Consider the following 21,496-nt stretch of genomic DNA (forward strand, 5'->3'; position numbering starts at 1 on the left):
TGGTTTCTAGGCGGCTGGTACGGCTTCCGGCTCTCGGGGCCCGCGTTCACGCGCCGGACCCTTCTTGGCGAACCGGAGGTAGAGGGATGGAACGATGAACAGGTTGACCAGTGTCGAGGTCACCAGCCCACCGAGGATCACCACGGCCATGGGATGCTCGATCTCATGGCCGGGCCGGGTGCCCAGGACCACCAGCGGTACCAGCGCGAGTGCGGTGGCGAGGGTGGTCATCAGGATTGGTGACAGGCGTTCGGCCGCGCCGCGCAGCACCAGGCCCCGGCCAAACGGCACGCCCTCGAACTGCTCCAGATGCTGGCAGTGGTTGATGAGCAGGATGCCGTTGCGGGCGGCGATCCCCATCACGGTCAGGAACCCCACTAGCGAGCCGAGGGACAGGATTCCGCCGCTCATGTGAGCGGCGATCACCCCGCCCACCAGGGCAACCGGCAACGTCAGTATGGCAAGGGTGGCCAGCCGCCAGCTGCGGAAGGCCGCCTGGAGCAGGAGATACACCACGATCACGGCGCCGATCGCGAAGAGCAGAAGCCGTTGTGAGGCGGCCTGCCGCTCTGCGTACTCGCCCAGGATGTCCGCGCTGTAGCCCGTGGGGAACTCCACGGATTTGAGCTCGGACTCGAGTTTCTCGACGACTTTTGCGAGATCGCCTTCCTTGACGTTGGCGCTGACATCCAGACGGCGGGAGCCTTCCGAACGCTCAATGACGTTGGGAGTGGGCTTGACCGAGATCTTGGCGACATCGGCCACCCGGATCGTCTGTCCGCTGGGGGTGTCCAGGGGAAGGTTCTGGATGCTCGTGACGCTGGTCCGGATCTCGGGAGGACTCCAGACCTGGACGTCGTAGGCCTTGCCGTCGCGGTACACGTCGCCGACCTCTTCGCCGGAAACCAGGGTGGCGGCGGCCCGGCGGACGTCACCGGGCTTGAGCCCGTACCTGTTGGCGGCGTCCAGGTCCACCTCGACGTCCACCTGGGGGACGTTGACCTGCAGGGCAACTTTGGCCCCGATTGCCCCCTCGATCCCGGCAAGGACGGTCTTGACCTGGTCCGCCTGTTTCTTCAGCGTGTTCAGGTCATCGCCGTACACACGCACGACAATCGAGTAGCCGGTGCCGGTGAGCACTTCACGGACCCGTTCCTTGAGGTAGGTCTGGACGTCCCGGTGGATGCCGGGGTAGCCGTCCACGACCTGCTGGATGGATGCCAGGGTCTTGTCGTAGTCGACCGAGGGGTCGACGCTGATCCAGTTCTCACCGAAGTTCACGCCCACCACCTCATCGGCGGCAAACGCCTGGCCGATATGGGACCCGCAGTTGTTGACGCCCGGGATGGTCATCAGCTCCTTGCAGGCCAGCTGGCTGACGCGCACTTCCTCGGCATTCGAGGTGCCGGGTTGGGTGACCCAGTGCATGAGGAAGTCGCGTTCCTTGAATGAGGGCAGCAGCGACTGGCCCAGGAGCGGGGCCGCCACGATTCCGGCGACGCCGAGCGCCGCAACGGCGAGGTAGCCGGGGAGCGGCCTCCTCACGATGGGCCGCAGGGCCTTGCCGTACCAGCGTTTGAGAACCCGGACCACCGGCGGATCCCGGTCCTCCAGTTTGGCGTTGCGCAGGAAGATGTACGCCATGGCGGGTGTGACGGTGAGGGCCACCAGCATGGACGCCATCACGGCGAGGGTGTAGGAGATCGCCAGGGGCCGGAAGAACGCGCCCGTGAGTCCGTCCAGGAAGAAGATCGGCACCGTGGCGGCGACGATGATCAAAGTGGCGTAGACGATGGGGCCGCGGACCTCCAGGGAGGCATTGACCACCACCCGGGCGGTGCTCTCAGTCCCGCCGCTGGCCCGGTGGTGCCGCAGCCGCCGGACGATGTTCTCGACGTCGATGATGGCGTCATCCACAACGACCCCGACGGCGATCACCAGCCCGGCGAGCACCATGGTGTTGATCGTTCCCCCGGTCCAGTACAGCACCAGGGCCGCGGCAACCAGGGACAACGGGATGGCCATGACACTGACCAGCGCCGTCCTCCACTGGAACAGGAACACGCTGAGCACCAGGACCACCAGGAAACAGCCCAGCAGGAGGGCCAGGCTCAGGTTGCCGAGGGACTCCTCGATGAATGAGGCAGGCCGGAACAGCGTTGTGTCGACCTCGATCCCGGTCAGGCCGGGCTGCAGTTCCCTGAGCGCCTCCTCAACCCCGCGCGTGACTTCGAGCGTGTTGCCCCACGGCAGCTTCTCGACAATCAGCATGAGGCCGGGGCCGCCGTTGATGACCGCGTCACCGATCAACTGCTGGTGGTCTTCCACGACGGTTGCCACGTCAGCGAGCTTCAGGGGAGTCAGCCCCTCGCGCTCCTCCAGTGGCACCTGGGCAAGGTCCGCCGGAGAAGTGATGGGTTGCACGTGCCTGATGCCCAGGCTCTGGCTGGGCGTTTCCAGCGCCCCTCCGGTGCCGATCAGGGCGCCGGGGGAGTACTTGAGCAGGCCGGCATCCAAGGCATCGGACGTGGAATTCATGACGTTCTCCAGCGTCACCTTGTTTGCTGCCAGCTTGGCGGGATCAACCTGGACCTGCAGCATCTGGAGCCGTTCACCCCAGATGGCCACATTGGCGACGCCCGGCACCCGCAAGAGATGCGCCCTGATATTCCAGTAGGAAATCATGGACATCTCGATCAGGGAACGGGAGTCGGAGGACAGCCCGATCTTCATGACACGGCTGGTGGAGGACAACGGCTGGAGCATCAGCGGAGGCGCAGCCCAGGTAGGCAGTGTCGGAATGACCGTTGCCATCCGCTCCGACACCAGCTGCCTGGCGGTGAGCAGATCGGTTCCGGGTTTGAATTCCATCACGATGGCGGACAACTGCGACACCGACTTCGACCGCATCTGGTCAAGCCCGTCGATGCCGTTGAAGGCCTCCTCCATCGGAACCGTCACCAGTTCCTCAACTTCGGAGGCGGTGAGTCCCAGACATGCCGTCTGGACCTCGACACGGGGCGGTGCAAACTCCGGGAAAACATCCACCGAAGCACTGCTCAGTTGCGCGCCGCCCACGATCATGAGGGCGGCCGCCATCGCAATGATGATCGACCGGAACCTCAGACTTGCAGCGACAATCCGGCGCATGTCAATGTGCCGTATCGAATTCAGCGCCGAAGAGTTCCGCCGCGCCGACAGTCACGATCACGGTGCCCACCGCGGGGCCGGTCGATGCGGTAACCACCCCGGACTCCACCTTGGCCACCGTGACAGGCTCCCGCTGGTAGACCCGCGGGGCCGGGTTGGTGTAAACCCAGGTCTTTCCGCTGGCGTCATAGAGCAGGGCTGCGTAAGGCACGAGGACGTCCTTCCCCGTACCGGCCTTGACGGTCTCGGTTTGCAGGTCGAGGCGCTCGATCCCCTTTTCGGTCAGGGTCAGTTTTGCGATGCCCGTCGCGGCGTTCTTTTCCACCTTGGCGGGTTCGTTGGCCGCGACGGCGGCGGGGGGCGCCGCCGTCGTCTGGGCGCACGCCGGCACCGCGAACAGAATTGCTGCGCATACAGCGGCCGCCAGGGGCAGGCGCCGCAGGGGCTGTTGGCTGGTCATTTTGCTTCCACCTTTTCCTGCGTAACGGGCTGGACGGGATGCTCGGCCTCGTAGACTTCTGCCCACTCTTCAGGGGCGGACCGGGGCCCGAACCAGAGTGCGAGCAGGGGGAGCACGAAGATCCCGATGAGAGTTGTTGTGATGAGTCCGCAGATGATGATCAGGGCCATCGGGCCCAGGAGAGCCGCCCCCACGGCGCCGCCGAAGAGCCCCGGCGGGATCAGGATCGCCACCGTGGTCAGGGCGGCCCTCAGGATGGGCGACACCCGGTCCCGCGCTGCCTGCATGAGGACAGTGTCGCGGGGTTCGTGCGGGGCTGCCCGCCACAGGTCATCCGTCCGGGCCGAGAGCAGCGCCGCGTTGCGGGCAGCGACGGCCAGCACAGCGGCAAACGCCGTGAGCGCCAGCACGGTGACGGCGCCCCCTGCGAACCACGCCGCTATTGCAGCTCCGGCCAGCGCGGCCGGCAGGGAAAGGAAGACGGCAAGCGCCAACCGCCAGCTCCGCACGGCTGTCTGGAGAAGGAGCAGGATCGCTACGAGGGCGGCCGCGCCGATCCAGAGAACCAGGGCGTCCCCGGCCAGTTGTTCACTGTACTTCGTGGGGATTTCGGCGTGGTATTCCAGCGGGAACTGGATCTGCCCGATCGCCGCGGTGATATCGCGCTGGATATCGGCCAGCGGCCGTCCGCTGACATCGGCCACGACATCGATCCGGCGCGAGGTGTCATCGTGCATGATCACCACCTCATTGGGAACGAGCCGGACATCGGCGATCTGGCCCAGCTGGACCTGGCCACCGCTTGGAGTGTCGAGCAGGAGCTCACGGATGCTGGTCAGGTCATCCCTGACATCAACCGCGCCGCGGACCACGACTTCGAAGACCTTCTGCTGTTCGAAGAGGTTGCCAACGACAATGCCTTGCATCAGTGCCGCAGCGGCGCGGCGGGCGTCGCCAGGTTTGATGCCGAACTTTTGCGCCAGCTCGAGGTTGACCTCCACTTCGACCACTGGCGTCATGGCGCTGGCGTTGATCGTCGGGTTCTTCACGCCGTCGACCTTTTCGATGGCCTTGCGGACCTCTTCGGCCTTCTCGCGGAGGACCGGCATATCGGTCCCGAAGACGCGGACGGCGAAGCCCGGATCCATGGTGCTGCGCTGTTGGCCGATCTTTTGCTGGGAGTAGTTCACCACGTTGTGGGCGATGCCCGGGTAGCCCTGGACGACGTCACGGACTGCCTGCTCCGTTTCGCTGAAGTTGGCATCCGGTGTGATGGATACCCAGAGTTCGGCAGAGCTGTTCCCGACCACCTGGTCAGAGGAGATGGCGCGGCCGATGTGCCCGCCGACTCCCGAGACTCCTGGCAGGGTCCGCAGCTCGTCGGACGCCTTAGACGCCACGCGTCGGACCTCATCGTTGGACGTGCCGGCCATCGAGTCCCACTGCACCAGAAGCGTTCGGTCCGGGATCGTCGGAACGACCGCCCGGTTTCCGATCAGTTGTGATGCGGCTGCGAGTCCCAGCAAGCCGACGACGGCGACTGCGACGACGCCGAGCGCGGTGCGGGAACGTGCGCCCTCGAGGGCCCGGTCGTAGTACGACCGCGCCCGGAGAACTGCGGACGATTCGGCCCGCGGGGCGCTCTCGCCGGGAAGCAGGAGATACGCAAGGACCGGCGTCAGGGACAAACCCACCACCATGGACACGGCCAGCGCCAGCGCCATCGACCAGAACAGGGGCTGGAAGAACGCACCGCCGACCCCTGTGACGAACAGCGTCGGAACCAGCGCAAGGACCATGACGAGGGAACCGTGGAACAGCGGCGTGCGGACGCCGCGGACCAGTTGGACCATCCGGAACCTGATCGTGGCTTCAGTCTCGGTTGCGGTGGTCCGCAGTGTACGGCGCCGCTGGGCCTGGACATCCTCCACGATGTCTCCCACAATCACGGAGACGCCCAGAATGATGCCGGCGAGAACCGAGATGTTCAGTGTGGAGTCAAACAAATAGAGAACCACTCCCGCGGCCATGACGGTTGTGGTGATGGCCACGAGGGCGATCACGGCTACGCGCCAGGAACGGAAGAGGAGCCAGAAGAGCAGGACGGCGATCAGGAGGCTGACCAGCAGCGCCACGCCCAGTCCGTCCACCGTATCTTGCAGGAACGAGGCGGGCCGGAAAACGGACGTGTCCATCTGGATTCCGGAAAGCCCGGGCTGCAGGTCGTTCAGGGCGGCTTCGATGTCCTTGGTGACCTGCATCGTGCTGGTTCCGGGGAACTTCTCCACGACCAGCAGCAGGCCTGCGTCCTGGCCGACGACGGCGTCGCCGATCAGCGGTTGGTGATCCTCTTTCACCTGGGCAATGTCACCGAGGAGCATGGGGGATGGGGCGTCCTCGACGCTGACCTTGGACAGGTCCGCCGGCGTTCGGATCGGCAAGACGTGCTGGATGCCCAGACGTTGGCTCGGCGACTCGACGAATCCGCCCGTGCCGGGGGTTGACGCCTCAAGGAAGCTCAGCGGAGACACCCAGACGGCGTTGCCCGTGGTCTTGATGACCTGTTCGAGGGTGATGCCCTTGTCCCGGAGGTGCGTCGGGGTCACCTCGACCTGGAGCTGCTGTTCGCGCTGTCCCCAAATGGAAACGTTGGCGACCCCCGGAATGCCGATCAGCCGCGGCTTGATCTTCCACCGGGCCAGGACCGACATTTCGATCCCGGAAAGCTGCTGGGAGTTCATCCGGACCATGAGGACACGGCTGGTCGAAGACATCGGCTGCATGATCAAGGGCGGTGCCGAGACGTTCGGCAGTGCGTGGGCCTGGGTCATGCGTTCTGCGACGAGCTGGCGCGCGCGCAGAAGATCGGTACCGGGCTCGAATACCAATTCGATTGAAGACAGGCCCGGAACGGACTTTGACCGGATTTCATCGAGCCACGCCACCCCATTTAACAGGTCGGCTTCCATCGGTGCGGTGATGAGCTGCTCGACTTCGGCAGCGGAGAGGCCCAAGGCCTCGGTCTGGATCTCGACGTGCGCGGGGGCAAACTCCGGCATGCTGTCGATGGCGACGTTTGGAACGTTCACTACCCCGAAGGTAATGAGGCCGGCGGCCATGGCGAGAACCAGGATGCGGAACTGCATACTGAAACGGGTAATCCATCCGAACATGGCTAGACCTGTTTCCGGGCGCTGGCGGCACGACGGCGGCCAGCGGGGGTGTCCGGCGGTTGCACGGAAGAATTGCGCAAGTGATACATGACAGGCTCCTCAACCCGAGACCATTTGCGAATCCCCCCAAGAGATCCCAATTGCTGACCTTTATCGAATAGTGTCCCCATCGGAATCGTTTGGCAAGGTTGAAAATTATGGGTCACCGCCGCGTGTTTTCACGGGTTTCTCCCAGCTTTGGGTCGCATAATGCGCTTCTGGAGAGAACTTCTTGGAACTGGTCGCCGCCCTGCATTAATTCACCCAAGTGCCGGTGAATTAATTACTTGCTTTTCCGCGGATGGATACTTGAATTTCCGTTTTGACTACGCGCCCACGACATTCTGAGACTGGCAGTAAGTACTGCTAATCCATAGGTATGTCATTTGTAACAATTTTGGGCACAGTTGTCTGAGAAGGGTGCCGGGAGGCCGGTTCCGTGGTGGCTCCCGGGCGGCGCCGGGCCCGCGGTTCCGCACGAGCCAGCCCAAGGGGCTAAAGTGGTCCTATGCGCGCAGTGCTTCTTCTTAGCTAGCCGCCCGGCATCCCGACGAGACCTCGATCCCGAAGAGACTCGGATTGCCGAGCGGCGGCCCCTCCATGTCGAGGGGCTTTTGTGTGTCCGGGGTATATTCCGAACCGCAAAGCAGGTTGTTACAGCATGAGTGCGACGTACAGACAGCATGGAGTCAGGGCCGGGCAGCCGGCCGCGACAGTGCAGACTTGAAGGTGAACAGGCCTGGCGGCAGGCAGGCCTGAAGGTAGACAGGCTTGGGATAACAGGCCGCATAGAACAGAAGAGGCCAGCAGTGAGCGTTCAGCCGGAAACACAGACCGGATCGCCAGCAGCCGCGGCGGAGGGGCCCGAGGAAGGTGCCTACAGCTTCGCGGCGATGGAAGCCAAATGGCCGCAGGTCTGGGAAGACCTGAAGGTCTTCACGCCGCTCGACGACGGTTCCAAGGAACGCCGCTACGTGCTGGACATGTTCCCGTATCCGTCCGGTGACCTTCACATGGGCCACGCCGAGGCGTTCGCGATGGGCGACGTCGTGGCCCGCTACCTGCGCCAGCAGGGCTACGACGTGCTGCACCCGATCGGCTGGGACTCCTTCGGACTCCCGGCGGAGAACGCCGCGATCAAGCGCAACGCGCACCCCAGCGAGTGGACGTACGCCAACATTGACACCCAGGCGGCGTCGTTCAAGCGCTACGCCATCTCGGCGGACTGGTCCCGCCGGCTGCACACCTCCGACCCGGAGTACTACCGCTGGACCCAGTGGCTGTTCACGCGGTTCTACGAGCGCGGACTGGCCTACCGCAAGAATTCGCCGGTCAACTGGTGCCCCAAGGACCAGACCGTGCTGGCCAACGAGCAGGTAGTCAATGGCGCCTGCGAGCGGTGTGGCACCCCCGTCACCAAGAAGTCCTTGAACCAGTGGTACTTCAAGATCACCGACTACGCGGACCGACTGCTCGATGACATGGACGAACTGCGCGGGCACTGGCCCGAGCGCGTCCTCGCCATGCAAAAGAACTGGATCGGCCGCTCCGAGGGCGCCCACGTCAACTTCGTGATCGAGGCCGACGGCGGCAAGGCCGCCAAGGACGTCACCGTCTTCACGACCCGCCCCGACACCCTCTACGGCGCCACGTTCTTCGTCGTCGCCGCCGACGCGCCTCTCGCCGTCGAACTGGTCACCGACGAGCACGCCGCCGCCCTGGACGCCTACCGCGAACAGGTCAAGGCACTGTCGGAGATCGAGCGCCAGTCCACCGAGCGCGAGAAGACCGGCGTCTTCACCGGGCGCTACGCGACCAACCCGCTCAACGGCGAGAAGCTGCCCGTCTGGGCCGCCGACTACGTCCTGGCCGACTACGGCACCGGCGCCATCATGGCTGTGCCGGCCCATGACCAGCGCGACCTCGACTTCGCCCGGACCTTTGACCTGCCCGTCCGGGCTGTGCTGGACACCGGCGAGGAAGATCCCGCAACCACAGGCATCGCGACCTCCGGCGAGGGGACGCTGATCAACTCCGGCGGCCTCGACGGGCTGCCCAAGGCCGAGGCCATCCCGGCCGCCATCGAGATCCTGCGCGAGCTGGGCACAGGCGAGAAGTTCGTGAACTTCCGCCTGCGTGACTGGCTGCTCAGCCGACAGCGGTTCTGGGGCACCCCGATTCCCATCATCCACTGCCCGGCCTGCGGCGAAGTCCCGGTCCCGGACGATCAGCTGCCTGTGACCCTGCCGGCAGACCTGCGCGGCGAAGACCTGTCCCCGAAGGGCACGTCCCCGCTGGCCGCCGTCGAGGAGTGGGTCAACGTGGAGTGCCCCTCCTGCCACGGCCCGGCCAAGCGCGACACGGACACCATGGACACCTTCGTTGACTCGTCCTGGTACTTCCTGCGCTTCGTGTCCCCGCAGTACACCGAAGGCCCGTTTGATCCGGCCAAGATCAACGACTGGATGCCGGTGGGCCAGTACGTCGGCGGCGTCGAGCACGCCATCCTGCACCTGCTGTACGCGCGGTTCTTCACCAAGGTCATCCACGACCTCGGCATGATCGATGCTGACGAGCCGTTCCGGGCGCTGCTGAACCAGGGCCAAGTGCTCAACGGCGGCAAGGCTATGAGCAAGTCCCTGGGCAACGGCGTCGACCTTGGCGAGCAGCTGGACAAGTTCGGCGTGGACGCCGTGCGCCTGACCATGATCTTCGCCTCCCCGCCGGAGGACGACGTCGACTGGGCGGACGTATCGCCGTCGGGCTCCGCGAAGTTCCTGGCCCGTGCCTGGCGGCTCGGCCAGGACGTAACGAGCGCGCCCGGCGTCGACTTCTCCACCGGTGACCGTGCCCTGCGCACCATCACCCACCGCACGATCGCCGACGCGCAGACCCTGCTTGACCACAACAAGTTCAACGTGGTGGTGGCAAAGCTGATGGAACTGGTCAACGCGACCCGCAAAACCATTGACGCAGCCACGGGGGCCGGCGGCGCGGACCCTGCGGTCCGTGAAGCCGTGGAAGCCGTTGCGGTCATCCTGAGCCTGTTCGCGCCGTACACCGCCGAGGACCTGTGGAATGTCCTGGGACACCCGGCGTCGGTCGCAAACGCCGGCTGGCCCACGCACGACGACGCTTTGCTCGTGGAGGACACGGTCACCGCCGTCGTCCAGGTCCAGGGCAAGGTGCGGGACCGCCTGGATGTTTCCCCGGACATCTCCGAGGCAGACCTGCGCGAACTGGCGCTGGCCTCGGAAAACGTTCAGCGGGCCCTCGACGGCCGCGCCCTCCGCACGGTGATCGTGCGGGCGCCTAAACTGGTCAACATCGTCCCGGCCTAGCCGGGAGGGATGGCCTGACACTGGCCTGACACTGCACTGACAGGGGCCGCCGGCTGTAGCCGGCGGCCCGCGTCACTAAGGTGGCTGGCACGGATTGCCCTGGCCGGAGAAAGTCCATGCGTCCCCAGAGCAGCAGGAGGTCCCTCGTGCCAGACCGCGAGCCGTCAGGCTGGCCATGGCTGCGCGAGCGGCTGATACGCCTTCGGCAGGGCCGGGGCGGCGCCGTCCCCGAATCGGCTCCGGCCGCCGTCGTGCAGGTCGCCGTGGTTACTGACTCTGCCGCCGCGCTGCCCGCCGACTGGATCCGTGCTTTCGCCGCTGACGGCAGGCTCACGGTGGTTCCGATGCCCGTCATGGTCGGCGCCGAAATCTACGGCGAGGGCGAAGACGACATCACGGAGACGATTGCCGTTGCCCTGGCCAGCGGCAAGCCCGTCAAGACCTCCCGCCCTTCACCGGGTCAGTTTGAGCACGCGTACCGGGAGGCCGGCGAACGTGGCTTCCAGTCTGTGGTCTCGATCCATATTTCCGCCGAGCTTTCCGGGACTGCCGACGCCGCCCGCCTTGCAGCCCAACGGGTCGGCATTCCAGTAGAGGTCCTCGACTCCCGGACGGTTGGCATGGCCCAGGGGATGGGCGTGCAGGGCGCCGTCGTCGCGGCGGCCGACGGCAGGAACGCGGCCGACGTGTTGGCCTTTGCACAGGACCGGCTGGATCGCACCAAAGTCTACTTCTATGTTCCGAGCCTGGAGCAGTTGCGCCGGGGCGGCCGGGTGGGGGCTGCGGCCTCGCTCTTGGGGACGATGTTCTCCATCAAGCCCATCCTGGCGGTCGGCGACGGCCGGATCATCCCGCTGGAAAAAGTCCGGTCCGCGGCGAAGGCGATCGCGCGGCTCGAGGAAATCGTTGCCGCCGATGCCTCCACGCGTCCTGCCGGGCAGGCGAGGCTGGCAGTGCACCATTTCGGCAATGAGTCCGAAGCCCAAGAGCTCGCCCGGCGCCTGGCGGTAGCGTTGCCCGCCTGTCCTCCGGCCCAGATCAGTGCCCTTCCGGCCGTCCTGGCTGCCCACGCCGGGCTGGGTGTGCTGGCGGTGATTGTGGGGGAGGGCAGTACGCCCGGCAGCGCCATTTCCGCAAGCTCACGTTTGGACGGCTCGAGCCTGGATGAGACCCGTCCGGGCTGAGGGTTGGGGACTCTGGGCTCTGGGTTCTGGGTTTTCCGGGCTCTGGCCGCGAGGGGGCGTTGGGGGTACAGTCACTGCACCAAGCCCAACGTACCGGAGGCCGCCATGGCGATGCAGGTGCACCACGTAGTCCAGTTCGACCGCGACGTTTCCGAAGAGGTGACGAAGTGGCTCAAATACCTCAAGGGCCAGGTGACAAGTGTCCAGTTCCTCACCACCACCGTGCCTGATCCAAAGGCTGCGGACAAATGGCGGGTGCAGTACGAGGCCTACATTACCTACCAGAAGTAAGCGGCGGCTGGGCGCTTCGCCTCACGGCGTAGGTGCGATCGTAAGTCCTGGAACCAGCGGGGTCGTTGGCGCTGAGGCCGATGCAGACGTCGGTGCTGACGTTGGTGCAGGCGTCGGTCCCGGCTCTGGAGCGGTCGTTGGCGTGGGAGCCGGAACGGTCGTTGGTGCCGGCGCCGGGACGGTTGTTGGTGCGGGAGCCGGAACGGTCGTTGGTGCCGGCGCCGGGACCGTTGTTGGCGCGGGAGCCGGAATGGTCGTTGGCGCCGGAGTCTGGACGGTTGTTGGTGCGGGAGCCGGGATGGTCGTTGGTGCGGGAGCCGGGATGGTCGTTGGCGCAGGGGCGGGAGCCTGAATAGCCGTTGGTGCCGGAGCCGGGATGGTCGTTGGCGCCGGGGCCCGGATGGTTGTTGGTGCGGGAGCCGGAATGGTCGTTGGTTCTGGGGCCGGCAAGGGAACCGGAATGGTCGTTGGTTCCGGCGCGGCCGTCGGGGTAGGGGCTGGCCGATTCGGTCCGATGGTGTAGCTCGGTTGCTGGCCCGAACCGTTGACCCACAGCGAGGCGCTCACCTTCCGGGCTGCACCTGGCTCCACCCACCACAGCACCTGGACGTTGCAGTGGTAGACCACGGTGACATTGGCGACGGCGCCCTGCGGCGGAACCGAGTGAATAGAGGTGGCGGCCGTCTGGGTGGTCCAGATGAAGTTCTGGTCGGCCTTCATGCCTGCCGTGCCGTCAACGGTCACATGCGCTATGCCGTAGAGGCCGTGCTGGGGACAGAAACTGCTGTCGAGTGAGAAGTTGACCACCTGGGTTGAGGTGGCCTGAATTGTGTCTGCCACTGCGGGCGGGGCTGGCAGCATGGCGCCGCTAAGGGCCACGACCGCTGCCGGCCAAAACAACCTTTCCATCGCACACCAGCTTTCGACGCCTGGCTGACACATCCAGACGATCAGGGTTGCCCCCAGCCGGCAAAAGTCTTCTCGATTGAGGATGCAGACGTTACCACCGGGTCCGGGTGGGCACCACCGTAGGGAATACTTGCCCGATGCCATCGGAATACTGGTACTACGCAGGTGTTTCCACATACGCCTGATCCCTGATGCCAGTGTGGCCGCGGGTTGCCTAGTGTCGATTCCATGTCACGCCGGAGCCCCGAAGCTGAGTCTGCCACGGGAATTCGAGTTGCCCGGGAACGCCTGGCGGTGACGCTCGGGGGTGCAGCAGATTATGGAAAAATGGATAGTGAAGACGCCGGGGCGGCGGGGCCCGCCTCTGGGCTGTTGGAAGTGTCGGGGTCCGGCCTGCCCGTCCGGTCCGCCCCTTCTGCCGGTGCTGCCAGCGGCAGCGCGCGCGATGCCGGAACCCATCCGGGGGCGCTGCCGGGGAACCGGCTGTCAGAAAGGCGGCCGGTATCGGCACGGTTGCGGGCGCGGACTGGAGTGCGTGCGGCGGCGCTGGTGGGCATCCTTTCCGCGGTGCTGGGCGCCTGCTTCTGGTGGCAGGCCGGCACTGGCGGTGCCCAGGTGGTCGCGCTCAGCGAGGACGCCCCTGCCGCAGAAAAGGCGTCCGCCCCGACGGCGGAGGCTACCCTCGCGCCACCGGGAGACGCGGCGGCGGGAAAAGAGGCCAGCCCTGCACCCGGAAGCATCACGGTGCATGTCGCCGGCGCCGTCGCCCGGCCGGGCGTGGTGCAGTTGCCGTCGGGCAGCCGGCTGCACGAAGCGATTGCTGCGGCTGGCGGGGCCACGGAGATCGGGGATCCGGACCGGCTCAACCTCGCAGCCGTGCTGGAGGACGGGCAGAAAGTCCAGGTGCCGGTCCGCGGGGAACCCGACCAAGCCGAGGCGCCCACAGGCGGTCGCGGGCCTGTGGCGGGTTCCGCCACGGGAGGCACAAGGTCCGGCGGTGGCGGCGGAAAGGTGAACCTGAACACCGCCGGCGTCGAGGAGCTAGGGACACTCCCGCGCGTCGGTCCGGTTTTGGCGCAGCGCATCGTGGACTGGCGCCAGCAGCACGGGCGGTTCACGTCTGTTCAGGAGCTCGACGCTGTTGACGGGATCGGTCCGAAGCTGCTGGCGGCCCTGCTTCCGTTGGTGGGTATCTGAGATGGCCCCGCAAGCCAGTGGGATGAACCCGCAAGCCGCTGACATGGCCCCGCGCGGCGCCGACATGGCACAGCGAGGCATGGGACAAACCCGAGCGGACGGTCCTGAAGCGGGCCGGAGGAGCCGCTGGCAGCGGTATGTCGACGCAGCGGTCCTTTCCCCGGCGCCGGATTCCGGACGCACGGATTACGCCGGCCCGGGTCGCGGAGCCGACGAGCCTGCGCCGGAAAACCGCGGGGCGCGACGAGGAAGTGCTTCGCCGCCGGGCCACCGTACGCAGCGGCTACCGTTCTCTGTGAGCCTCAGCGGGCTTATTGAGGGACACAGCACCGCCCGCCTCCTGTCCGGGCCGGCGCGCGGCACGGCCCTGCGTCGGCGCCGGGCGGAACGCAGACGGCGGACGGACCTTCGGTTGGTGTTGCCGGCCCTGCTCGTCTGGGGGACCGCCGTTGCCGGAAACTGGCTGCCCTCGGCCGGGCTGGTCACTCTCTGCGCGACCCTGGCGGCGGCCGCGGGGATCCTGCTGGTCCGGCCCGGGCGGGCCGGCGGTGGGTTTGACTGGGCCGGATTTGGCTGGATTAGGTTCGGCTGGATTGGGTTCGGGACTGACGGGGCCGGACGGGGCCGCCGTCCCCGACCGGCTGCCCCACGCAGCCTTCGTGCCACCCTGGCCGTGGCGCTGCTGCTCTCCGTCGCGGCGGGTTCGCACGCAGCGGTAGACGCGGCACGGCGACATGACGGCGCAATTGCGGAGGCAGTGGCCGCCCGCGCGGCCGTGGTCGCCGAGCTTGAGATTGCCGGGGCCCCGCGGCGGCTCAGGATTCCCGGCGCCGGCGGCGCGGCGGACCGCTGGGCCGTCCCCGTAACGTTGAAGGTGATGACCTACGGCGGCCACAGGGTCGCCGGCGACGCCCGGCTCGTCGTCATGGGTGGAACGGCGTGGGAGCAAGCCACGCCGGGACAGCGCCTACGCGCCACAGGCAAGCTGCGGGAGGCCGAGCCAGGCGAGCCGGATGCGGGGATCCTTTCAGCTTCGTCCGCTCCGGCGGTGTTGCGGGAACCCCCGCCGTGGCAGCAGGGGCCCGGCGAACTGCGCCATGCCTTCACCGCCGCATCGACACGGTTCGGTGGCGACGCCAGCGGGCTGCTGCCCGGGATGGTCACCGGCGATACCAGCGCCCTGGACGCGGAACTGGAATCCGCAATGAAGACGGTCGGGATGACGCACCTGACCGCCGTCAGCGGCGCGAACTGCAGCCTGATCCTTGGAGCCCTGCTGCTCACTGCGCGCACGCTGCGTCTTTCTCGGCCGGCAGCCGCCGCGGCCAGTCTCGTGGGGCTTGCTCTTTTCGTCCTCATGGTGGGACCGGATCCAAGCGTTCTGCGGGCCTCGATCATGGGCATCATCGGCCTTGTCTCTGTGGCCCTTGGCCGGGCGGGACGGGGACTCAGCCTGCTGTGCGTTGCCGTCATCGGGCTTCTGTTGGCGCAGCCGGTCCTCGCCACAAGCTTCGGATTCCTGCTCTCGGTCCTGGCCACGCTGGGAATCGTGGTCACGGGACGCCAGGTCCTGGACTGGGTGCCGCCCTGGGTGCCGCGCTGGGTGGCGGCAGGCGTTGCCGTACCCCTGGCCGCCCAGCTCTTCTGCGGGCCGGCGATCGTCTTGTTGCAACCGCAGTTCGGCGCGTACTCCTTGCCGGCTAACGTGGCCGCTGCGGCCCTCGTGCCGCCAGTGACGCTTCTTGGCACGGCGGCGGTGGTGCTCCTGCCTGCAGTCCCGGCCGCAGCGGGGCTGTTGATGGCCCCAGCTGCCCTCTTCGCCGGCGCGGTGGCGGGGATAGCCCGCTTCTTCGCCGCACTCCCGGGCGCCGCGCTGCCCTGGCCCGAAGGGGCCTTCGGCGCCGCCACCATGGGCATCCTTTCGGCGACAGCGCTGGCAGCGACGTGGCTGGCCCTGCACCCGGGTGCGGCTGTTCGGGCCGTCCTGGCGGCACACACAGGGGTTGTTGCCGTCCTTGAACGCCGGTCGCATGCGGCCAGGCCGCCAGCCGTCCGGCACGCCTCAAGACGCGGCTTGGAGCACCGGTCCGGGCGTGGGACGCTTAGAGTCYGCAAACCAACTTCCGGGAGGAATCACSAGTGGCTGCTGCCCAGACCCAACGGCCCAGGACCTCGGCGTCAAACACCGCCACCTGGCGGGACGTGACGCCGGCAGCCGTTGTCCTGGTGGGCGGTCCGGAGGACTACCTGGGCGCCCGTGCGATGGACCGTATCCGCGCGCAGGTCCGCGCGGTGTCGCCCGACGTCGAAGTGACCCAGCTTAATGCCGGCAGCTACGCGGCGGGGTCGCTGGCCATGAACGTCAGCCCGTCACTGTTCGGCGAACGGAAACTTATCGAGGTCGAGGGCGTCGAGGCGATGAACGATGCCTTCCTCGCCGACGCCCTGAAGTATGTGGCGGAACCGGAACCGGACGCCGTGCTGGTGCTCCGCCATGGCGGGGGAGTCCGCGGTAAAAAGCTGCTGGACGCCATCAAGGCCGCCGGCTGGCCCGTCGTCGACTGCCAGCCGCTGAAAAAGGACGCCGAGAAGATCGCTTTCGTCACTTCAGAGTTCAAGGCGGCATCCCGGCGTATCGACCCCGACGCCGTGCACGCCCTCGTCAACGCGGTCGGCGCCCAGCTTGCGGAACTCGCCGCCGCCTGCAGCCAGTTGATCGCTGACGCAACAACCGGCGTGGACGTCGCAATGGTGGACAAGTACTACGGCGGCCGGGTCGAGGCAACGGCCTTCAAGGTCGCCGACGCCGCGATGGCCGGCAACGGCCCGCTGGCCCTCTCCACACTTCGCCACGCCCTTGCCACCGGGGCTGACCCGGTGCCGATCGTGGCGGCCCTGGCGTCCAAGCTGCGTTCCCTGGCCAAGGTGGCCGGCGCGCAGGGCTCGTCCTCGCAGATAGCCAAGCAGCTGGGAATGCAGCCCTGGCTCGTCGAACAGGCCCAGCGGGAGGTCCGGCGCTGGACGCCCGAGGGGCTGGTGCGCTCCATCCAGGTCACCGCCGAGGCGGACGCCCAGGTCAAGGGCCTGTCCCGGGATCCTGTCTACGCCGTGGAACATGCCGTGACCGTGATTGCCACGTCGGTCCGGAGCTCCTGACTCACGGGTGCCGACCACCGGCAGTGCTTGCGGGCATACCGGGGAGGGCCCATGCGGCGCCTGCGGTTAGAGAACGGCTGTGGCCCGCTGCGGCGTGTTCGGATGAGGATGCGACCTGCGGCTTAATTGGATGTGGCCGGCACCCAGGGGGTGCCGGCCACAATCATCAGTTCAAGTGAACTGGAAACCTTAGAGTGCGTTGACCTTCTTGGAGATCGCGGACTTGCGGTTTGCAGCGTTGTTCTTGTGCAGAACACCCTTGCTGACAGCCTTGTCCAGCTTGCGGCCGGCGGCAACCAGTGCGGCAGCGGCAGCATCCTTGTCGGTGGACTCAACGGCGGTGTTGACGGCGCGGATGGCCGTCTTCAGCTCGGACTTGACTGCGTTGTTGCGCAGGCGAGCCTTTTCGTTGGTCAGGATGCGCTTCTTCTGGGACTTGATATTAGCCACGTGTGAACTCTCTTTTTCAATGCGGAAAATGGTCTAGAGGGCTTTCAGATTGGCCATTGACTGAGCGGCGTGGGGATACCTATGGCGACCAACCATCTGTGGCCGTCGACCTGCACGGACACACAGCTGTAAATAATAGCAGAGATGATGCTCCAGGGACGATTACGGGGGCGACCCGCGGCCGGCCCAGCGGATCAGGTCCAGCCGTGGCGCTCCCGCAGGGCCGACGCGACAACCTTGAAGCGCCGCGCGTCCAAAATCGCCCCTTCACGCCGGATGTCCTTGGCATTGATCTGCAGCACGCGGTCCAGCTTCGCTTCGCTGGGGCGCCCCTGGCGGTCCCAGGTACCGGTACCGATGTCCACGTAGTCATCCATCCGGCGGGAGTCGCCGTCGTGGTCCTTGCTGGTCAGCATCAGGCCCAGCAGATACCGGCCGCTGGTGCCCACGAGCAGAACCGGACGGTCCTTGCCCCGGGAATAGTCCTCTTCATAGGGCACCCAGGTCCACACGATTTCGCCGGGCTCGGGGAGGCCGTTCGGCGCGGGAGCGTAGCGGACGGCCGCCCGGCCCTGGAAGTCGCCGGGATACGTCCCGGTCAGTCCGGCTGCCGGGCCGCCGCCTGTGGCGTGCGTCGCTGAGCCGGGCCGGGCCGTGCCCGGGCGTGGCTTCGCCGCTGGTTTCCTGGCCGGTTTTGCAGCCGGCCCGCGGGTCCGCGCCGGTGCGGAGCCGCCGAGTTTGTCCAGGAAGCGCAGAGTGTCGCGGAGCGCGTTGCCGATCGAGCGCAAGTTCCAAGCCATGGAAAAACCATACCGGCAACGCCTGCGCGGAGAACGGGGAAGGGGCGCCTCCGCGGCCGGAAGCAGGAATGCACTGCCACGGGTCCGGACGTGGGAGACTATAGGAACGAGAAATGCCCCACGTCGCGGGATGGCACCACCAGCATTCGCGCCGATCCGTGGACCAGCCGACAGTAATGCCAACAGTAAGGACCCTGCGTGTCTCCCATGGCCCGCACCGCCCCGGTGCCCGCCGCAACAGATCCGGCCATCATCCGGAACTTCTGTATTATTGCGCACATTGACCACGGTAAATCCACACTGGCGGACCGGATGCTTCAGTTCACCGGCGTCGTCCAGTCCCGTGACATGAAGGCCCAGTACCTGGACCGCATGGACATTGAGCGCGAACGCGGCATCACCATCAAGTCCCAGGCCGTCCGCATGCCCTGGGAACTCGAGGGCACCAGCTACGCGCTGAACATGATCGACACCCCCGGCCACGTGGACTTCACCTACGAGGTCTCCCGCTCGCTCGCAGCTTGCGAAGGTGCGATCCTGCTGGTGGACGCAGCCCAGGGCATCGAGGCCCAGACCCTCGCCAACCTCTACCTGGCGATGGAAAACAACCTCACGATCATCCCGGTCCTGAACAAGATCGACCTCCCGGCAGCCCAGCCCGAAAAGTACGCGGCGGAACTCGCCAGCCTGATCGGCGGCGACCCCGAAGACGTCCTCCGCGTCTCCGGCAAGACCGGCATGGGCGTCGAGGTCCTGCTGGACAAGATCGTCCGCGACCTGCCTGCCCCCGTGGGAGACCCCAACGCCCCGGCCCGCGCCATGATCTTCGACTCGGTCTACGACACCTACCGCGGTGTGGTCACGTACGTCCGCGTAGTGGACGGCATGTTGCACCCGCGCGAACGCATCCAGATGATGTCCACCCGCGCCACCCACGAACTCCTCGAGATCGGCGTGAGCTCCCCGGAGCCCACGCCCTCCAAGGGCCTCGGCGTCGGCGAGGTCGGCTACCTCATCACCGGAGTGAAGGACGTCCGCCTGTCCAAGGTGGGCGACACCGTCACCAACCTTGCCAAGCCGGCCACCGAATCGCTCCCGGGCTATGCGGATGCCAAGCCGATGGTCTTCTCCGGCCTGTACCCGCTGGATGGCACGGATTACCCGGTGCTCCGCGATGCGCTGGAGAAACTGATGCTCAACGACGCCGCGCTGGTCTACGAGCCCGAAACGTCCGCGGCTCTGGGCTTCGGCTTCCGGGTGGGATTCCTGGGCCTGCTGCACCTGGAAATCACCCGCGAGCGGCTTGAACGCGAATACAACCTGGACCTGATTTCCACCGCCCCCAACGTCGAATACGAAGTGACGCTGGAGGACAAGAAGATCGTTCACGTCACGAACCCCAGCGAATACCCCACCGGCAAGATCGCCGAGGTCCGCGAGCCGATGGTGTCCGCCACGATCCTTGCGCCGAACGAGTTTGTCGGCGCCATTATGGAGCTGTGCCAGAGCCGCCGTGGCGTCATGGGCGGCATGGACTACCTCTCCGAGGACCGGGTGGAAATCCGGTACCGCCTGCCGCTGGCCGAAATCGTCTTCGATTTCTTCGACATCCTCAAGTCCAAGACACGCGGCTACGGATCGCTGGACTGGAAGGCCGACGGCGAGCAGGTGGCCGACCTGGTCAAGGTCGACATCATGCTCCAGGGCGAACAGGTCGATGCCTTCTCCGCCATCACCCACCGTGACAAGGCCTACGCCTACGGTGTGATGATGACCGGCAAGCTGCGCGAACTCATCCCGCGCCAGCAGTTCGAGGTGCCCATCCAGGCTGCCATCGGCTCCAGGATCATCGCCCGCGAAAGCATCCGTGCCATCCGCAAGGACGTCCTCGCCAAGTGCTACGGCGGTGACATCACCCGGAAGCGCAAGCTGCTGGAAAAGCAGAAGGAAGGCAAGAAGCGCATGAAGATGGTGGGCCGGGTCGAGGTCCCGCAGGAAGCCTTCATCGCAGCCCTCACCACGGACGAGTCCAAGGACAAGGCCAAGAAGTAACGGTGCTCGTCATGACAGTTGCTGCAGTGCCGGCAGGCCGGGCCCATGCCTAGCGTTCTTCCCCTCGGCGACCCTGCGCCGCCGGACGGGCTCCTGCCCGCCCAGGCGCGCCAGGGCRCCGACCAGCGCGCCTTCGGGCTGTACGTGCACATCCCCTTCTGCGCGGTCCGCTGCGGGTACTGCGACTTCAACACCTACACCGCCACCGAGCTGGGCGGCGGGGCGTCCCAGGACGCCTACGCCGCCACCGCGATCGCCGAGGTGGAATTCGCTGCCCGCGTCCTGAAGGAATCCGCACTGCCGGACCGCCCCCTCAGCACGGTGTTCTTTGGCGGCGGCACGCCCACGCTGCTCCCGGCCGGGGACCTGGCCCGCATCCTTTCCGCTGCCATCGACGCCTGGGGCCTGCAGCCCGGCGCCGAAGTGACCACCGAAGCGAATCCCGATTCCGTCACCCCCGAATCCCTGCAGCTGCTGGCCGACGCCGGGTTCACCCGGGTGTCCTTCGGCATGCAGTCGGCCGTGCCGCACGTGCTGAAGGTCCTGGACCGCACCCACACGCCCAGCCGCGTGCCCGAGGTGGTGCAGTGGGCACGGGATGCGGGCCTCGCGGTCAGCCTCGACCTCATCTACGGCACTCCCGGGGAGTCGCTGGAGGACTGGCGCTACTCGCTCGAGACCGCCCTCTCTTACGCGCCGGACCACATCAGCGCCTACGCGCTGATCGTTGAGGACGGTACCAAGCTCGCGGCCCAGATCCGCCGCGGCGAAGTGCCGCAAATCGACGACGACGATCACGCCGCGAAATACGAACTCGCCGACGAACTGATTTCCGCGGCCGGACTCGCCTGGTACGAGGTCAGCAACTGGGCCCGCACCCCCGAGCAGGCCTGCCGGCACAACCTGGCCTACTGGCGCGGCGACGACTGGTGGGGCATCGGACCAGGGGCGCACTCGCACGTCGGGGGAGTGCGGTGGTGGAACGTCAAGCACCCCACCGCCTACGCCAACCGCCTCGGCACAGGGGCCTCACCCGCCGCCGGACGCGAAACGCTGGACACCGAAACCCGCAACGTGGAACGCGTCATGCTGGAGGCCCGGCTGAACTCCGGACTCGACATCCCCAGCCTCGGCGGCCTGGGGGACACCGGACGTCACGCCGTCGCGGGGCTGATCGCCGACGGCCTCGTGGACCCCGCAGCCGCTTTCAAGGGCCGGCTCGTTCTCACCCTCAAGGGCCGCCTGCTGGCTGACGCCGTGGTCCGCAGGATCCTGCCGGACTGAATAGCCCGCT

14 protein-coding genes are annotated in these 21,496 nt (G+C 66.7%); 8 read left to right on the forward strand and 6 right to left on the reverse strand.

Annotated elements, in window-relative coordinates; translation table 11 throughout:
* Positions 1-6: 6 nt before the first annotated feature.
* Genes AC1DEY_RS08505 through AC1DEY_RS08515 form a run of 3 tightly spaced genes read right to left on the reverse strand, consistent with a single transcriptional unit; the run spans position 7 to position 6,756 of the window.
* Positions 7-3,150, reverse strand: a complete 3,144-nt coding sequence (locus AC1DEY_RS08505) for an efflux RND transporter permease subunit (RefSeq protein WP_441409001.1) — start codon at positions 3,148-3,150, stop codon at positions 7-9.
* Position 3,151: 1 nt separating this feature from the next.
* Complete coding sequence (locus tag AC1DEY_RS08510; protein ID WP_476867565.1) at positions 3,152-3,610, reverse strand: hypothetical protein; 459 nt, start codon at positions 3,608-3,610, stop codon at positions 3,152-3,154.
* Positions 3,607-6,756, reverse strand: a complete 3,150-nt coding sequence (locus tag AC1DEY_RS08515) for an efflux RND transporter permease subunit (RefSeq protein ID WP_476867566.1) — start codon at positions 6,754-6,756, stop codon at positions 3,607-3,609. Before AC1DEY_RS08515 ends, AC1DEY_RS08510 begins: the two co-directional genes overlap by 4 nt.
* A gap of 875 nt (positions 6,757-7,631) precedes the next feature.
* On the opposite strand from AC1DEY_RS08515, the gene leuS reads away from it, so the two are divergent.
* The 3 genes from leuS to AC1DEY_RS08530 all read left to right on the forward strand — a co-directional run bounded on the left by leuS (position 7,632) and on the right by AC1DEY_RS08530 (position 11,638).
* Entirely contained in the window at positions 7,632-10,163 is a 2,532-nt protein-coding gene (gene leuS, locus AC1DEY_RS08520; RefSeq protein ID WP_476867567.1) for a leucine--tRNA ligase, read from the forward strand.
* Between the two features lie 146 nt (positions 10,164-10,309).
* The gene (locus AC1DEY_RS08525; RefSeq protein WP_476867568.1) at positions 10,310-11,347 is read left to right on the forward strand and encodes a DegV family protein; all 1,038 of its coding nucleotides are present in this window, start codon (positions 10,310-10,312) and stop codon (positions 11,345-11,347) included.
* Positions 11,348-11,452: 105 nt separating this feature from the next.
* Positions 11,453-11,638 carry a hypothetical protein gene (locus AC1DEY_RS08530; RefSeq protein ID WP_441408996.1) on the forward strand — a complete coding sequence of 62 codons (186 nt, stop codon included), beginning with the start codon at positions 11,453-11,455 and terminating at the stop codon, positions 11,636-11,638.
* On the opposite strand, the gene AC1DEY_RS08535 is transcribed toward AC1DEY_RS08530, so the two are convergent.
* On the reverse strand, positions 11,622-12,191 hold the full coding sequence (locus tag AC1DEY_RS08535) for a hypothetical protein (protein WP_476867569.1): 570 nt from the start codon (positions 12,189-12,191) through the stop codon (positions 11,622-11,624). The genes AC1DEY_RS08530 and AC1DEY_RS08535 overlap by 17 nt on opposite strands.
* Positions 12,192-12,874: 683 nt before the next feature.
* Here AC1DEY_RS08535 and AC1DEY_RS08540 point away from each other — a divergent pair.
* The 3 genes from AC1DEY_RS08540 (at position 12,875) to holA (ending at position 16,900) form a co-directional block, all read left to right on the forward strand.
* Positions 12,875-13,744 (forward strand): ComEA family DNA-binding protein, encoded by an 870-nt coding sequence (locus AC1DEY_RS08540; RefSeq protein ID WP_476867570.1) that lies wholly within the window; start codon positions 12,875-12,877, stop codon positions 13,742-13,744.
* Positions 13,745-14,159: 415 nt separating this feature from the next.
* The gene (locus AC1DEY_RS08545; RefSeq protein WP_476867571.1) at positions 14,160-15,950 is read left to right on the forward strand and encodes a ComEC/Rec2 family competence protein; all 1,791 of its coding nucleotides are present in this window, start codon (positions 14,160-14,162) and stop codon (positions 15,948-15,950) included.
* Positions 15,884-16,900 carry a DNA polymerase III subunit delta gene (gene holA / locus AC1DEY_RS08550; RefSeq protein ID WP_441408992.1) on the forward strand — a complete coding sequence of 339 codons (1,017 nt, stop codon included), beginning with the start codon at positions 15,884-15,886 and terminating at the stop codon, positions 16,898-16,900. The genes AC1DEY_RS08545 and holA overlap by 67 nt, the downstream gene beginning before the upstream one ends.
* A gap of 189 nt (positions 16,901-17,089) precedes the next feature.
* On the opposite strand, the gene rpsT is transcribed toward holA, so the two are convergent.
* On the reverse strand, positions 17,090-17,350 hold the full coding sequence (rpsT, locus tag AC1DEY_RS08555) for a 30S ribosomal protein S20 (protein WP_090581023.1): 261 nt from the start codon (positions 17,348-17,350) through the stop codon (positions 17,090-17,092).
* Positions 17,351-17,544: 194 nt separating this feature from the next.
* On the reverse strand, positions 17,545-18,150 hold the full coding sequence (locus AC1DEY_RS08560; protein WP_476867572.1) for a type II toxin-antitoxin system PemK/MazF family toxin: 606 nt from the start codon (positions 18,148-18,150) through the stop codon (positions 17,545-17,547).
* A 198-nt stretch (positions 18,151-18,348) separates the two neighbouring features.
* Here AC1DEY_RS08560 and lepA point away from each other — a divergent pair, with 198 nt between their 5' ends.
* Both lepA and hemW read left to right on the forward strand, forming a co-directional pair.
* The gene (gene lepA, locus AC1DEY_RS08565; protein WP_476867573.1) at positions 18,349-20,202 is read left to right on the forward strand and encodes a translation elongation factor 4; all 1,854 of its coding nucleotides are present in this window, start codon (positions 18,349-18,351) and stop codon (positions 20,200-20,202) included.
* A 45-nt stretch (positions 20,203-20,247) separates the two neighbouring features.
* A complete protein-coding gene (gene hemW / locus AC1DEY_RS08570; protein ID WP_476867574.1) occupies positions 20,248-21,486 on the forward strand; it encodes a radical SAM family heme chaperone HemW in 1,239 nt (412 codons plus the stop codon).
* The last annotated feature ends 10 nt before the right edge of the window (positions 21,487-21,496 follow it).

This window comes from Arthrobacter sp. 05T47 (assembly GCF_056395825.1).

Bases quoted from the DNA above. Each gene is read 5' to 3' on its own strand.
- AC1DEY_RS08505 (WP_441409001.1), bottom strand. From the start codon at position 3,150: ATGCGCCGGATTGTCGCTGCAAGTCTGAGGTTCCGGTCGATCATCATT.
- AC1DEY_RS08510 (WP_476867565.1), bottom strand. From the start codon at position 3,610: ATGACCAGCCAACAGCCCCTGCGGCGCCTGCCCCTGGCGGCCGCTGTA.
- AC1DEY_RS08515 (WP_476867566.1), bottom strand. From the start codon at position 6,756: ATGCAGTTCCGCATCCTGGTTCTCGCCATGGCCGCCGGCCTCATTACC.
- AC1DEY_RS08530 (WP_441408996.1), top strand. From the start codon at position 11,453: ATGGCGATGCAGGTGCACCACGTAGTCCAGTTCGACCGCGACGTTTCC.
- AC1DEY_RS08540 (WP_476867570.1), top strand. From the start codon at position 12,875: ATGGATAGTGAAGACGCCGGGGCGGCGGGGCCCGCCTCTGGGCTGTTG.
- AC1DEY_RS08560 (WP_476867572.1), bottom strand. From the start codon at position 18,150: ATGGCTTGGAACTTGCGCTCGATCGGCAACGCGCTCCGCGACACTCTG.